4 protein-coding genes are annotated in these 15,463 nt (G+C 72.4%); all 4 read left to right on the forward strand.

Annotation, left to right across the window (positions count from 1 at the left end; genetic code table 11):
• Positions 1-3: 3 nt before the first annotated feature.
• The 4 genes from IG98_RS0123415 to IG98_RS0123430 all read left to right on the forward strand — a co-directional run bounded on the left by IG98_RS0123415 (position 4) and on the right by IG98_RS0123430 (position 15,463).
• Positions 4-9,909, forward strand: coding sequence for a cell envelope integrity TolA family protein (locus IG98_RS0123415; RefSeq protein ID WP_030915956.1), 9,906 nt, complete (start codon positions 4-6; stop codon positions 9,907-9,909).
• A 26-nt stretch (positions 9,910-9,935) separates the two neighbouring features.
• On the forward strand, positions 9,936-10,463 hold the full coding sequence (locus tag IG98_RS0123420) for a hypothetical protein (RefSeq protein WP_030915958.1): 528 nt from the start codon (positions 9,936-9,938) through the stop codon (positions 10,461-10,463).
• The gene (locus tag IG98_RS47225; RefSeq protein WP_051752732.1) at positions 10,456-11,100 is read left to right on the forward strand and encodes a hypothetical protein; all 645 of its coding nucleotides are present in this window, start codon (positions 10,456-10,458) and stop codon (positions 11,098-11,100) included. The genes IG98_RS0123420 and IG98_RS47225 overlap by 8 nt, the downstream gene beginning before the upstream one ends.
• Positions 11,101-11,707: 607 nt before the next feature.
• Positions 11,708-15,463 (forward strand): nSTAND1 domain-containing NTPase, encoded by a 3,756-nt coding sequence (locus tag IG98_RS0123430; protein ID WP_051752735.1) that lies wholly within the window; start codon positions 11,708-11,710, stop codon positions 15,461-15,463.

The raw sequence follows: 15,463 nt of genomic DNA on the forward strand, positions 1-15,463 counted from the left end.
GGTATGGCCACGGGCACGACCACCGACACGGTCAATCAGGGCGGACAGCCGACCCAGCAGGGTGCGGTCCGTATCACCACGGACGTCAGGCCCGCCTGGGAGACCGACGGCCTGCCCGACTGGGTGCTGCACACGGTGATCCCGCTGCTGTCAGCCGGACAGAAGTGGCCCGAGGCCAGCGAGAGCAAGTTGTCGGAGCTGGCCCAGGCACTGGAGGGGTTGAGCACCGGGCTCGAACCGTACACCGAGCCCGCGGGCAGGGCGGTCCGCACCGTCGTCACCAACCTGCAGATCCCGGCCACCGCCAACTTCGTCGGCCGCGCCCAGTCCCTGTACGGCGAGCAGGCCGGTCTGGCCGGCGTCTCCCGGAAAGGGAACGCCTACACCGCGCAGGTCGACAACTTCGCCGTCGAGACGCAGTACTCCAAGCTCTCCATCAACGTGGCGTTCTGGGTCACGATCGTCGCCATCGCCATCACGCTCTACGTCGCCTTCTTCACCGCCGGCTCGACCACCCCGCTGATCGGCCCGTACGCGGCGGCGGCCCGCTCGGCCATCAGCCGCATCCTGGTCCGGCTGGCCACCCTCGCGGGCCGAGAGGCCGGTGCCGCCGGCCTGGCCCGGCTCACCGTGCTCAGCGGCGCGACCGGCCGAGGCCTGATCGCCCGGGTGCTGGCCTCGCCGATCGGCAGGGAGCTCATCGAGGAGGTGAGCGAGGAGGTCTTCATCGACGGTATGGCCCAGTACCAGCAGATCAAGATGGGTACCCGTAAGGAGTGGGACTGGAAGAAGTCCCAGGCCGCCGCCATCGGCGCAGGCACCGGCGCGATGGTCGGCATGGGGGTGGCCGGTCCGGTCTCCCGGATCACCCGGGGCGTACCCGGTTTCGGGGGGCGGGCCCTGAGCACCGGCCTCAGCAACGTCGTGGGCTCACCGGCGGGCAGCTTCGTCGCCAACGGCCTGGTGTACGACCAGTGGAGCAATCCGTTCACGGCTGACTCGATAACGGGCGCGTTCTTCGGCGGCGTCGGGCGTACCGGGACGACCAGCCCGTTCAACCCCGAGGTCTACGTCGCGCTCGCCAACCCGAGCACGACCCTGGCCTCCGCCTACGACGCGGCGGCTCTCGCCGACGCCGCCCGTGTGGGCGCAGGCTCCGGAGGCGTGGCGGGCGGCTCCGGCGGCAGCGACCCCACCACCGGAGGTACGGGCGGTGGCAGCCCGGGTACGGCGGGTGTCTCCGTCCCCGGCGGCGGAGCCGGTTCCCCGACAGGTGGCACCCGAGGCGGCGCTCCCGCCTCGACCGGTACCGCGGCCTCGCGAAGCGGCCAGGCCACCGCGGACCCGGCAGACCACGGCAGGCGCACCCCGCCCTCGGCGTCCTCGGCCGACGCGGACGGCACCCGGCGGGGCTCGCCGCGGACGGGCACCGACACCGACAGGCCGGTGACCACGACCCCGGACGCTCGGGAAGAGCAGGAGGAGCAGCAGGAAGGCCAGGAACCGAGAGCCACGTCGAGCACGCCGGACGGGTCCGCCGCCCAGACCACGTCCGCCCAGACGACGTCGGCCCAGACCACGTCGGCCCAAGCCGCTCCGGACCCGGCATCGGCCGCGCAGGGCACGACGACTCCGGACACGGGCGACACCAGCCCCGCGGCCGCGCCGGATGCCCGGACCGACACCACCACCCCGGCGGCGTCCGACAGCACCGCCGCCTCGGACGGCACCGGGGTGGACACGGGCACCTCCGACGCGGCGCCTCGGCCTGAGACCCCTCCGCCCGCCGATGACACCACCTCGCCCCCCGATGCCGCCCCGACCTCCGACGCGGCCCGGCCTGAGATCCCCTCGCAGGCCACCACCGACACCGCACCGGCCGGTGACACCGACACCACGCCAGACACCGGCACGACCCCCGACACCGCGCTCGCCCAGGGCCCGGCGACCCCCCTCGCCGGCAGGGTCAGGGACGCCGTCAACCAGGTGCTGGCCGACGGGTATCCGGACGCCGTGCTGCTGCCCGACGGGAGCCTCATCGTCCCGCTCGCCGGGACCGACGTCGTCGTCCCCGCGACGGCGGTGGCCCGGGTGCGGGGTCAGCTGGAGCAGCGTGCGGCGCAGGCCGACGACGACACGCTCCGCACCGAGGCGCGGGCCCTGCTCGACGAGGAACTCGTCACCCGCGTCACCTCCGACGACGACGTGTACGCCGCCCTGCTCGCCGCCGCGCAACCCGCCGGTCTCAGGGCACACGGCGCGCTGCAGCGCCTGGCCCCGAACGCCGTCAAGCTCGCGGACGGTTCACTGCTCGTGTCGGACGCGTCGGGTGACTACCTGATCACCGCCGAGTTCCTCGGGCGCCTCCGCTCCCTGCTGGAGGCTTCGGCCCACGCCGACCGGAGCCCGGCCACGCTGCGGACCCAGGCGCTCGTGGCCCTCAACGGGACCATGGCCTTCGGCAAGGACACCTCTCCCGCTCCCGCGCGGGTCACGAGCCGTCCCGGCACGGTCACCTCGCGGCCGATCGCTCACACCAGGTATGTCACCGATGGCCGCCCCGCCGGACCCGACCTCAGTCTCGACGAGGTGCACGCCGCGATCGACGAGCTGCTGGCGTCGGACTTCCTGACGCAGGAAGTGCGGGGGTGGGAGTGGTCCGCGGACGGCTCGACGCTGCTGGTGCGGACCGAAGACCACGGTGTCCAGCATTTCCGCCCCGACGTCGGCGGCGTGCGCTCCGGCAACATGGCCGAGACCGATGTCAGGACCGGAGACGAGACCGATCCGCACCGGGTCCGCTTCACGCCGGGCATGGCCGGCGACCAGGTCGCGCGGGTCTGGCTGCACGAGATCACCGACACCCTGCAGCGGGTGGCCGCTCCCCCCGCCGCCAAACAGGGCGTCATCCGCAGGATGCTCCCCGGCAGGTCACGGCCGGCGACCGTCGACGAGTGCGTGACCGCGCGACTCAACGAGCACGCCTTCCTGGCCCGCAAGTGGCTGGCGGCGGCGACGCCGGCCGAGAAACGGCTGCTCCAGGTCGACCTGGACGGGGTGGCCCGCGAGCTACGCGAGCACGGGCAGGTTCCTCCAGTTCTGCCCTGGAGGCCGATCACGTCCGAACGGCCGGCTCACACGCCCGCCGTACCGACCCAGACCCCGACGGCCGACGAGCTGCGGACGTTGATCGACGCGGTGACCCTGGCCGAGGCCGAGCTCAGGGGGCAGGTCGCCGCGCACCAGGACAGCGCGCAGCAGGCCGACCTCGCCGCGAGGAAGGCCAAGCACGAGGCCAAAGAGATCTCCCGCATGCACGACCAGGGCAAGGACGCTCGGGCCCGTGCGAAGCGGAAGGAACGCGATGGGCACCGCGCCAAGCAGGGCAGGCATCTGCGGATCGCCCAGGCGTACTCACAGGCGCTGTCCAGGGCGGAGGCGACGCGGCAGGCCTACGAGACCGCGCTCGCCAGAGTGAAGTTCGCGGCCAGGGCGACCGGACAGGAGGCCACGCTGGCCCGAGCCGGCGTACGCGCCGGGCTGACCGTGGCGGGCGAGCGGCACGCGGAGTATCTGGCGGCGGTGCAGGAGGCGCTCCCGCAGGCGATCGCCCTGTCCAGCGCGCTTCCGACGGGGAGGCTGCCGCACCTGACCGCGCTGACCGACAGGATCAACGACGGGCTGGCCGAGCGGGGGATCGGCCGCCGGTTCACGCCCGAGGAGCTGCAGCACATCCTGCGCGCCGACTTCCGCAAGATCGTATCCGTGGACGGCATGGTGATGCGGGTCGGTGAGGGCAGGTCGACGGCCGAGCTGAAGATCAAGCTCACCCTCTCCGACATGGTGGAGATCCTCGACCCGGCGATCAAGGCGTCCGAGATCATGCTCGGTACCCTGCCGCAGGGCGGCCAGTCGATCCGCTCCACCGAGGCCGGCAGCGGTGGCCTGTCAGTGGGGTTCAACACCGGAGTGCTCGCCCCGCTCCTCCCCGAGGGAAGCCTGTCCCAGGCCGTGGTCCAGACGGTGGGCGTCGCCGTCGGCGCCAACGCCGGGCGCGGCTGGTCGCGCGGCCCCAGCGCCGCCGAATACTCCCTGGAAGGGCAGGTGGAGGACGACAGGGGCGAGTCCATGCTGTTCGACGCCGCCGCCACCTGGGAGGTCCATATCCGCACCTCCCGGGAGGACGGCTGGCAGGAGGTCGCGACGGTCGGCTCGGGCAACCCGGAGGACGCCGCCTCGCAGCGTCTCTGGATCTCGCACGTCTACGCCGACCAGCCGCCGAGCAGCACGGTGACCATCGATCCGGCCACGCGGACCGACGCGCTGCCCCAGCACGTCCCCGGCGACATGTCCGGCCTGAACGAGCTGGCCGAAGACGTCATGGGAAAACTCGGCGAGAAGCACACCGACATCGGCGACATCACCCGCGACAACATCCACACGATCATCACCAAGGAACTGCCCGGCAGACTCGGGGAGGCGGTTAACGACCCGCACGGGATGATACGTGTCATCACCGACCCGCACGGCCGGCCCATCGCCACCGTGACGATCAACTCCAGGCCGGTGTGGCAGCTGGCCACCCCGGTCGGTCAGCCCAGTCGCGACCAGTGGCAGGAGCTGCTGCGGGTCGGTTTCTCCACCGCCTCCGGCAGCGAGTCGTTCGGCGGTTCCTTCGGCGGGTCCCTCTCGGCGAATCCCACCGTCCCCGGACTGGTCGACGTCAACGGGCCCGGTGACTACGACCCGACGCTCGGACCGGGCGCGAACGGCTCCCGGTCGGTCTCCCGATCCGAATCGGCGTTCGCGAACGGCCAGGCGATCCACCCGGGCGTCCAGCGCTACACCGGGCACACCCAGGGTTACCGAATGGTGTTCCAGCACGAGGTCTCCGTGCACCTGGTGGGTGACGCCAGACCGAGGCCCACGGTCCGGGGCGAGAGCACCGCGCTGCTCCGGATCCCCGAGACGGACGCCTACCGCTACGGCCTGCCCGTCGACAGCGCGGCCCTGCTCCGTGACGCCAAGGGGAGGCCACTGCTCGACGCCAACGGCGACGAGGTGCTCAGGGACGACCCGGTCAGGACCCCCCCGCCGGGTCGGCTGGGCAAGATCCCATCCTTCCTCGGTGACGGTCCCGGTCAGATGAAGGGCGTGGGCCCGGGCCAGGTGCAGCGGCTGACCGGGGAGGACAAGCTCACGAAGGACCTCCTGACGGAGCTCGGTGACCTCGGCGTGGTCCCGAAGTTCGACGCCGACGGCATTCCGATCTACTCCGGCAACCCGCTGGAGCGGGCCGCCCAGATGATCAACCTGCGCGAGGTGCTCGAACAGCTCGCCGCGGCGCGGCTGGAGACCGGCTACGACCAGGCGGCCCAGGACGGCATCCTCTTCAGCCTGGTCCGCTACGGGTGGAACGCGGCGCCCGAGACCTACACGGTGCGGATCCGGCTGAAGCAGGACTTCGACAACGCCACCTTCGTCGGGCGCACCGACGCCCAGGCCGTGGTCAACCTCGACATCGGCTCCGACACCGCGGGCCGTTCCAGCGGCCGGTCGTGGAACGCCGGCGGCGGAGTCTCTCTCGGCAGCAAGGAGGGCCCCGCCGAGGGCGAGGACGGGCTGACCGGCAACGTCGGCGTCAGCGGCGGCGGCAGCCATAACCGTTCGATCGGTTCGAGTGCCGCCGTCACCGTCAACCGGGTGACCCTCGTGGAGAGCAACGGCGAGGTCGCGCTCTTCGACGTCGGCCACAAGCTGACGGCCGAGATCATCCACCGGGGCGAGACGGTGTCGAAGCTGGAGGCGGACGGCAGCGCCCGGCTGGGGTTCGCGGCCGACCTGCTCCCGCTCGCGAAGGCACCGGCCCCCCATCCGGTCGGCACACCTTCCGAGGAGATCCTGAGCAGGGCGACGCTGCTGCACATGGACACCACCGGCATGCTCGATGCGGCGACCCGCGTGCTGCCCCGTGGCATGCGCGCCGACTCCGCCGCCTACCACCACCTCGCCGCGTTCACCAATGTGCGGAGCCTCATTGCGCATCCGGAGTGGCGCAGCACGCCGTACCGCAGCGGAGCGAGCGTCCGCCCCCAGGGCGCGTTGCCCACCCAGGCGGCACTGTCGATCACGGGCGCCTTCGGCGAGGCGGAGCTGCTGGGCGCGGTCGACCTGGTGGTCGGTGACATCAACCTCACCCTGGGCAGCGCAGGCATCTCCTGGGGCGGGTCCTGGGGCCACTCCGCGGGCACCTCGGGCAGCCTGTCGGACTCCGACGGCGGCGCCACCTCCAGCGACGGCGGCGGTGCCAACCACTCCCGCTCGGCCGGCCGGTCCGGATCGCACTCCGAGCTCGACATCTGGGGCCGGGAGCGGCTGACCATCGAGACCGGCAAGCAGTACATCTTCCGCAGCCAGGTGAGCTTCGCCCTCACCGGACAGGAAGGCCACGCCAACCCCTCCGAACTGGGCGGTAGCCTGCCCGGCACGTCCTCGACGACCCAGCACGACGGCCGGACCGTCATCTACTCGATCCCCGAGTACGACGCCCTGACCCTCTATACCGACGGCAAGCTCGACCTGCCTCTGCATCAGGTGGCCGACGCGGTGGAGAGGTTCCGCAACGGCAGCATGACACTCGACCGGACCCTCGCGACCTCGCTGCTCCAGAAATATCTGCTGGAGCTGGGCAAGGCCCGTAGCGCGGGGCAGGACACCGGCTTCGCCGACCGCCACACGCCCGAGGCGTTGATCGAGGCGCTCGGGAAGGTGAGCGACCTGGCACAGACGGTGGCCGACTCACAGGGCAAGAACGCGGAGCAGTGGCTCAAGAACGCGTTGAGCCGTTCGGCGGACCTGGTGAGGACGTTGAGCCGGGTCCAGGTGGCCCCGCACTACGCGCAGACGATGGGCATGAGCCTGGTGGAGTCCTTCAGCGTGAAGGACTCCACCGGCAAGCCCGTCTCGATGCTGGACGCGGGGCGAGCGGCCGTCAACGAGGTCGCGCCCAGAGCGCTCGCGGCCAGCCCCATCATGAGCAGCAGTCTCAGGGGAGACCTCGCTCTCGACCGGGTCGAAGGGCACCTCGACGCGATGCTCAGCGAGCGGGGTTTCGTCAAGAGCTACGAGACGCTGGCCGATCCGAACACCGGCAGGGCCGAGCTGGTCACCGTCCGCGCGCGGCTGGTGCCCAAGAACCCCGACGCCGCCGACGAGGCGACGCTGCTGGGCCACACCTCCGACGCGGGCGTCATCCAGCAGGACTACGGCTACCGGGAAGTCGCCAACTCCCGCTCCTACAACGGCTCCCACGGCTTCGGCGCGGAGAACGGCCACTCCGGCACCGACAACGGAGGCACGCGCGGGACCGGGACCGACCGGGGCCGCTCGTTCTCGGCGTCGAGCACCGAGCAGCACACGAAGATGCAACGGACCGCGCAGTTCAACGGCCTGGACCGGATTCAGCAGGAGTTCACGCTGGTCGTCGAGGTCGAGCGCACCCCGGTACGCAGAGGCCCGGTGCGGAGCCGGGTGCGCGCCGGGGTGGACCGGGTCAAGGGCCGGCCCGCCAGTAGGGCGGAGTTCAGATACGACGCCACGCTGGCCAGGCGACTGCCGACCGGTATGACCAGGCCGGTGGACGACAGGCAGCCGGAACCGGCGCCGGTGATCGACCCCCGGCGGGTGGAGGTGCCGCCCGCCCACTATGTGAACTCGGTGCAGGCGGCCTCGGACCCGCGGACGGGCCGCAGTCTGTTCGAGGTGATCCAGCGGCAGCTCGCGTCGATGCTCGGCGACGCGGTCTCCAGGGAGCAGAGCGCCAGGCTGGACGCCCGGCTCCTGCCGGTGCCCATGGCCGCCGCGTTCGCGCGGATGGCCGGGCCCGGCGGGCACGAGCTGGTCCGTGTGGTGCGCAAGGGTTTCCGCCATCAGGGGGTGGACGTCCGGGTCGAGACGCGCCTGTCGGACCTGCAGGTCGTGGCCGGCCCCTTCGACGCCGAGATCGGTGAGGTCGACCGGGTGATGAACGTCGCCGGCACGTCGGTCTCGCGCGGCCGCCTGTTGCCCGTGAGCGGCAGCACGGGCGGGTCGCAGGCCCAGACCGGCACCAATGTCGGCGTCTCACGGGGTGAGCAGGCGTCGGAGGGCGTCTCCAACTCCAGCGGCGTGCGCAAGGAGGCCAGCAAGTTCGAGAAGGGCAAGGCCGTGACCGTCCGCGTCCGGGTGGACTACGACCTCACCTTCCAGCACAAGGCACGCCTGCCGGACGGCAGCGAGAAGCCCGTCAAGAACCCGGTCCGGATGCCCGGCGCCGCCTCGGGCTTCGCCTATGTGACCGTCTTCGAGGCCGACCTGGCGGAGATGAACGCCAGGCTGGAGGCCGGACTCGGAGTCGGCACCGACTGGGGTTTCGACGACGGGACCCAGCCGACCTTCCGCCACGTGCCCGCCCAGGACCGCCAGGGTCTGATCGACCAGCTCACCGACGCCCGGGTGGCGGCCCGCGAACGGCATGCCGTCGTCCGGGTCGCGGTGCGCGAAGGAGGTGTCACACACCGCTATCTGGCGGCCCCCGACGGCTCCCTGCACAGCGAGATGCCCGACGGGGGCTTCGCCCAGGCGATCGCCACGCTGCCGCCCCGGCCCCTCGCGGCGGCGGCGCGCCACGGCCTCGACCTGCGTTCGATCTTCATGACCTCGGCCGTCCCGGGCACCTTCACCGACCAGGTGGCGGCCGCGCTGGACAGCCGCCTCACCGACGCGGTCGCCGCGCTGCCACCCGGCGTGCGGGCCGCGGCGGCGCGGCGCGACCTCGACCTGCGCCTGATCTTCATGACCTCGGCCGTCCCGGGCACCTTCACCGACCAGGTGGCGGCCGCGCTCAACGACAGCGCCCCGCCCGTCGACCCGGACAAGCCGATCTGGCCTGTTACAGGGGAGACCGGCACCGCACCGCAGGGTGGCGGCACGGTACGGGGCGGCAGCGTGGCGCAGGGCGGCGTCAGCGCGCCTTCGCCGGCGCTGCCCGGCACCCCGTTCGACACCCAGGCCAGGCCCGCCGGACAGTCCGACCTGTCCGTGTCCGAGGTCGTCGGCCAGGACATCTCGGTCGCCGACCTCGGCGGCGCGGTCACGTCGCTCGGCTGGACGACCGGGCAGGGCACGGAGATCACGCCGGGGGTACCGCTCGACGTCGCGATGCTGGCCGTGGGCATCCCGGCCCGCGGCGCCGTGGCCGAGGGCGTCCAGTACGCCCGGGTGGCCGTGGGCGAGCCGGGTGACGGCCTGATCGGCCGCACGGATGTGCGCGCGGGCACCTTCGAGGAACCGCACCTCATCTGGATCGCCCCGCGGACCGACCCCGCCGTGGTCTCGGCGGTGCTCGTGCACGAGATCTCGCACGTCGCCCAGGAGCACGCGGCGACGGTGGCGGGGACGCCGCAGGGCGTGGTGCGGACCTCGCTGTCGGAGCAGGCCGAGAGTACCGACCACTGCCTCACCCCGCGCCTCAACGAGCACGCCCACCTGGCACGCAAGTGGCGGGCGGCCACCGAGGCGGACCAGCGACTCCGCCTCGCCGAGGCGATCGACGCCGTCGCGGCCGACATCGACCGGCGCGGGCACACCCCGCCGGCACCGCCCTGGGGTTCGGGGCCGAGGGCGGCGCCGACGGTACCGAGGCAGAGCAGGATCGCGGAGCTGATCAACGGCGGGGCCAGGCCGGCGGCAGGCGCCGCCTCGGTTGACGGCTCGTGGTCGCGCCTGAACGACTATCTGGAACGCACGCGCCCCATCAGCAACGGCACCAGCTGGTACCCCCCGGAGGAGGAGAAGCCGGAGTGCCTGTGCCCCCAGGACGGGCCGTGTGAGTGCGGTCTGCGGAGGAACGCGTCGGTGGCCGAGGCATGATGGGAGCTTCCAAGGAGGAGATGGTCATGACATTCGCGGTCGCGCGTGCCAGGGACGAGGCACATCTCTACCTCGACCTGCATCCGTGCAAACAGTGCGGTTCGGCGGAGACGACCTGGGGCCGAGGGGTGGTCAGCGTGCAGGGCGAGCTCGCCGACCGCTACGCCGGCACCTGTGACGGCTGCGGGGCCGAGCGCGAGTTCCTGTTCGGCCTACCTGAGCGCCCCGCCCCACCGGTGGGCTATCCGACCTTCGGCGGACGGGAGCCCTCCCAGCTCCTCGACGCGGGTGAGTGGCTGTGGGTGGCCGACCTGACCGCGAGCAACGTACCGGCCGGCGACCGGGCCGAGGCGCACCGCGTGCTGTCGGTGGCGGGCGCGGCGGTCGAGGAGGTCATCAAGTTCATCCCGCCGGGACAGGACGAGGTGCCCGACGACGGGTTCTGGTCGGAGCGTGGGCTGCGGATGCGCGAGGTCGAGCCGGGGCGCTTCCAGCTGGACCGGCTGCTGGTCGTCCGGGACACCTACCGTGACCTGGTGGCCCGGTATGCCTGACCCCGGTGACCTCTCCGGCGAGCACGGTCCCGTGGAGCCGGACGGTCCGACCTGGCCGGACGACGACCTTGCCGACTACGGCGGGGGCCCGGCCCGCTCGCTCGTCGAGGCCTACGTCCACCTCGACCTGACCGTGCCCGGTGACGGATCGGGAGCGGCGGATCGCGCCGTGCTGACCGAGGAGCAGGAGGGGTGGCGGGTCCGGCTCGATGGCGCTGAGGTCTTCGTGCCCTACGCCGCCGAGACCGAGGCGAGGCGGGAGGAGCTGACGTTCGGCTCGGGCATCTCCGAGCTGATCGACCCCGGGCAGTGGGTGCTGATCGGCGCCACCTACGCGCGCAGGGCACTGGAGGCGGCGCTCTTCTTCGCCGCCGATCCCTCCTCGGACGAGCGGTACCGGGCCATCGTGTCGGACTGGCGCTTCGCGGCCGACGCGGTGCTGGAGGCGCTGAAGTTCGTGCCGGAGGGCGCCGGCGAGCTGCCCGAGGTGTCGTTCTGGACCGAGATGGGCCGGGCGGCCTACGAGAGCGAACCCGCGCGCTTCACCCGGGCCAGGCTGGAGGACGACCTCGCCTACTACCGCACCGCCCTCGACGACTTCCTCCGCCTGCACGCCGAGGACGACGGCCCCGCCTGAGGCGATGCCCGACCGCTCCCGACCGGGGAGATTGTTTGTCCATTAAGCGAGATATGTGCTGGACAAAGCGGAAACCGGTAAACAGGTGGGTAAAGCCCGTCGATGAGGCGGCTCACTGACCGAAGGGACGCCATGTGACATCCTCCCCGGTGTCGAGACCGGAGATGTAGTCCCTGTCCGCATCCGCGTACCTTTCCGACCGCGCGCCCGTCACGAGCGCCGCGAAAGCGGCTGGATGATGTGCGGCGCGCACGAGCACCGGGCCCCGTCTCGGCCTACATCGGTCCGCAGGCCGAAGTCGGTTCGGGCGGTGCCCGGCCGCCGGCCCTCCGCTGGGGAACGGAGGAGCCGGCGCTTCGCCACCGGATCGCATGAGAACGATTCCGAAACGGCGGCACGAGAACCCCCGCACCGTTTTCTCGAGGGGCCGGTGCGGGGGTGAGGTGCCCATCGGCGACGTCGTTTTCGACGGGCGCCGATCCCGTCATGCCCATGAGGTATTCCTGCCATCCACTGGACCTGTAGGGCCAGGCATGGTTGCATCTCGCTTGTCCAGAATCGATCTTCGGGAGAAGACGAGCGACGATCGTGTGCCGGCGGGGGCTGAATGGGGCGACCGGAAAGGGCTCTCGATCCCGACGCGGGCCCGCTGCAGCGGTTCGCGTCAGAGCTGCGGCGGTTGCGGACCGAGGCCGGTCGGCCGAGTTACCGGGAGCTGTCCCGGCGGGCGCACTACTCGGTGACCGCACTGTCGGAGGCGGCCGGTGGGGAGATCTTCCCCACGCTCGCGGTCACCCTGGCCTACGTCGAGGCGTGTGGCGGCGATCCCGAGGTCTGGGAGAGGCGGTGGCGGACGCTGGCCGCGGAGTTCGCCTCAGCCGACGCGGCGGAGCGGGCCGACAAGGACGCGGACGCCCCGTACCTGGGACTGGTGACCTTCGATCCCGGTGACGCCGACCGGTTCTTCGGACGCCGGGAGCTGGTCGGTGAGTTGCGCGCGCGGCTGGAGGACACCTCCCTGCTGGCGGTCTTCGGCCCGTCGGGGAGCGGCAAGTCCTCGCTGCTGCGGGCGGGTCTGCTGCCGGCGCTGTGGGACGGGGCACTGCGGGGGAGCAAGGCGTGGCCGACGCTGCTGCTGACCCCGGGCGAGCATCCGCTGGAGGAGCTCGCGATCGCCATGGCGAACGAGCTGGCGGCCAGTGCCTCGGCGCTGCACGCGGGGCTGCTGGCCGAGGACGGGAGCGCCCGCCTCGACATCGGCCAGCTGCTTGAGGGGCGGCCGAGGTCGGCACGCGTCGTGATAGTGGTCGACCAGTTCGAGGAGGTCTTCACGCTCTGCCGCGACGAGCGGGAACGGGTGACCTTTCTCGACTGGCTGCTCACCGCGGCGGACGGTACCGACGACCGGGCACGGGTGGTGCTGGGGGCCCGTGCGGACTTCTACGCCCGGTGCGCGGAGTACCCGCCGCTGGTGGCCGCGCTGCGCGACCGGCAGCTGCTGATCGGCCCCATGGACGAGGAGGACCTGCGGCAGGTGGTCACGGGACCGGCGGTCCGGGCCGGGCTCAAGGTCGACCGGGCGCTGGTCGAGGCGATCCTCGGCGACTGCCGCCGGGAGCCGGGGGCGTTGCCGCTGCTCTCGCACGCGCTGCTGGAGACGTGGAAGCGGCGCAGGGGCGACGCGATGACACTGGCCGGGTACCGCGCCGCCGGTGGCATCCAGGGGGCGATCGCGCAGAGCGCCGAGCGGGTCTACGACGAGTTCGATGACCGGGAGCGCCGTCTGGTCAAGAACGTGTTCCTGCGCCTGACCGCGCTGGGCGAGGGCACCGAGGACACCCGCCGTCGCGTCGCTCCCGACGAACTGCTGTCCGGACCGAACGGCACGGCGGTGGCGACCGTGCTGACCAGGCTCACCGAGGCCAGGCTGCTCACCGTCGACGAGGACAGCGTCCAGGTGGCGCACGAGGCGGTCATCCGCTCGTGGCCCAGGCTGCGGGGCTGGCTCGCCGAGGATCGGGAGCTGGTACGCCTGCACCGGCGCCTCACCGAGGCCGCGGCGGAGTGGGAGCAGCACGGGCGTGCGGACGAGCTGCTCTACCGGGGGATACGCCTGACCGCCTGGGACGGTCGCGAGCTCGACCGGCTCAACGACTCCGAGCGTGCCTTCCTGGAGGCCGCGCGGGCGCGCGAGACCCGCGAGCGCGCGGCGGGCAGCAGGCGGGCCCGCCGTCTGCTGATCAGCGTGACGGCGGTCGGCATGGTGGTCTGCGCGCTGGCGGTGATGGCCCTCGTCCAGGCGGATCGGGCCAGGCATGAGCAGAATCTCGCCTACTCCCGCCAGCTCGCCGCCGACGCCCGAGGACAGCTCCAGCTCGATCCCCAGCTCAGCCTGCTGATGGCCCGGCGGGCGTACGAGGTCAGCCCCACCGCCGAGGCCGCCGCGGTCCTGCGGCAGGCGGTCGTCGACTCCCGGGTGCGTCTCATCCTGCCCGTCGACGGAGGCAAGGTCTGCGGTGTCGCCTTCTCCCCGGACGGACGCCTGCTGGCCACGAGCAGCGGTGACGGGACCGTACGGGTATGGCGGACGACCGGGCAGGGCCTGCCGGCGGGGGACCCGGTCGTGCTACGGGGGCACGAAGGCCAGGCGTGGAGCCCGGTGTTCAGCCCCGACGGACGCTACCTGGCCACCGCCGGCGTCGACGGCACCGTACGGGTGTGGGATCTGACCGGCGGTGACCGGCCCGCCGTTCTCCTGGGGCACAAGGGAGAGGTCTGGAACGTGTCCTTCAGCCCGGACGGGCGGCGCCTGGCCAGTGCCGGCGATGACGGCACGGTACGGGTGTGGAAGGCGGGCGGCGGCGGATGGGCCGGTGCCGAGGTCCCCCCGATCGTGCTCCGCGGGCACAGGGGGCGGGCCCTGGGGGTGGCGTTCAGCCCGGACGGCCGGCGTCTGGCCACCGGGGGCGGCGACGGTACGGTGCGGCTCTGGGATCCGGAGGGCGAGGCACGGCCCACCGTGCTGCGGGGGCACGAGAACTCGGTGGAGAACGTGGCGTTCAGCCCGGACGGCCGGCGCCTGGTGAGCGCGAGCACCGACGGCACCGCGCGGCTGTGGGACATACCGGGCGACGGTTCCTCCATGGTGCTGCGCGGACACGACGGCACCGTGGAGGGGGTGGCGTTCAGCCGCGACGGGCGCAGGATCGCCAGCGTGGGCAACGACGGCACGGTCAACGTCTGGGGTGCGGGCGACACCATCGCCCCCCTGCTGCTGAGCGGTCACCGGGGGACCGTGTGGAGCGCCGCCTTCAGCCCCGACGGCCGGATGCTGGCCAGCGCGAGCGATGACGGCACCGTGCGGCTCTGGGATGTGACGGCGGTGGGTGACGCCGTCATCATGCGTGGTCACACCGGGGAGGTATGGGACGCGGCGCTCAGCCCGGATGGGCGGCGGGTGGCCGACGCCGGCAGTGACGGGACGGTCCGGATCAGGGACGTCACCGGCAAGGGCGGCACGGTGGTGCTGAGTCCCGGCGGCGGGGAGATGCTCGGCGTCTCCTTCAGCCCGGACGGGCGGCGGGTGGCGAGCGCCACGCGGGACGGTGTGGTCCGGGTCTGGGACGCCTCCGGACACGGTGAGCCGGTCGCGCTCCGCGGTCACCTGGAGACGGTGTGGAACGCCGCGTTCAGCCCGGATGGGCGGCGTTTGGTCAGCGGGGGCAGTGACGGCACGGTCCGGGTCTGGGACGCCTCGGGACATGGTGAGCCGCTCGTGCTCCGCGGCCATCGAGGGGTGGTCAGGCAGGTCGTCTTCGCCCCTGACGGCCGGCGGGTCGCGAGCGCGGGTGAGGACGGCACAGTCCGGGTCTGGGACGTCTCGGGACATGGTGAGCCGCTCGTGCTCCGCGGCCACCAGGGGATGGTGTGGGGTGTGTCCTTCAGCCCGGACGGGCGGCGACTGGCCAGCGGCGGCAGCGACGGTACCGTCCGGGTCTGGGACGCCTCGGGACGCGGTGAGCCGACGGTGCTCCGCGGTCACCGGGGGCTGGTGTGGAGCGTGTCCTTCAGCCCCGACGGGCAGTGGGTGGCCAGCAGCGGCAACGACAACACGGTCAGGATCTGGGCGGCCGAGGGTGAGGGCGAGCCGATGGTCTTCCACGGTTACGGCGCCTCAGTCGAGAGCGTGGAGTTCGCCCGCGACAGCCGTAACCTCATCACCGCGCACGGCGACGCCACGGTGCGGGTCTGGCGGTGCGACGTGTGCGGCCCGATGGAGGAGGTGCTCAGGCTCGCCGGTGACCGCACCATCCGCGAACTGACCCCGGACGAACGCAAGGCGTACCTGCGGACCTCCCGCTGA

The sequence above is a fragment of the Streptosporangium amethystogenes genome (assembly GCF_000721075.1).
Lineage (GTDB): Bacteria > Actinomycetota > Actinomycetes > Streptosporangiales > Streptosporangiaceae > Streptosporangium > Streptosporangium amethystogenes.

Bases quoted from the DNA above. Each gene is read 5' to 3' on its own strand.
- IG98_RS47225 (WP_051752732.1), top strand. From the start codon at position 10,456: ATGCCTGACCCCGGTGACCTCTCCGGCGAGCACGGTCCCGTGGAGCCG.
- IG98_RS0123430 (WP_051752735.1), top strand. From the start codon at position 11,708: ATGGGGCGACCGGAAAGGGCTCTCGATCCCGACGCGGGCCCGCTGCAG.
- IG98_RS0123420 (WP_030915958.1), top strand. From the start codon at position 9,936: ATGACATTCGCGGTCGCGCGTGCCAGGGACGAGGCACATCTCTACCTC.
- IG98_RS0123415 (WP_030915956.1), top strand. From the start codon at position 4: ATGGCCACGGGCACGACCACCGACACGGTCAATCAGGGCGGACAGCCG.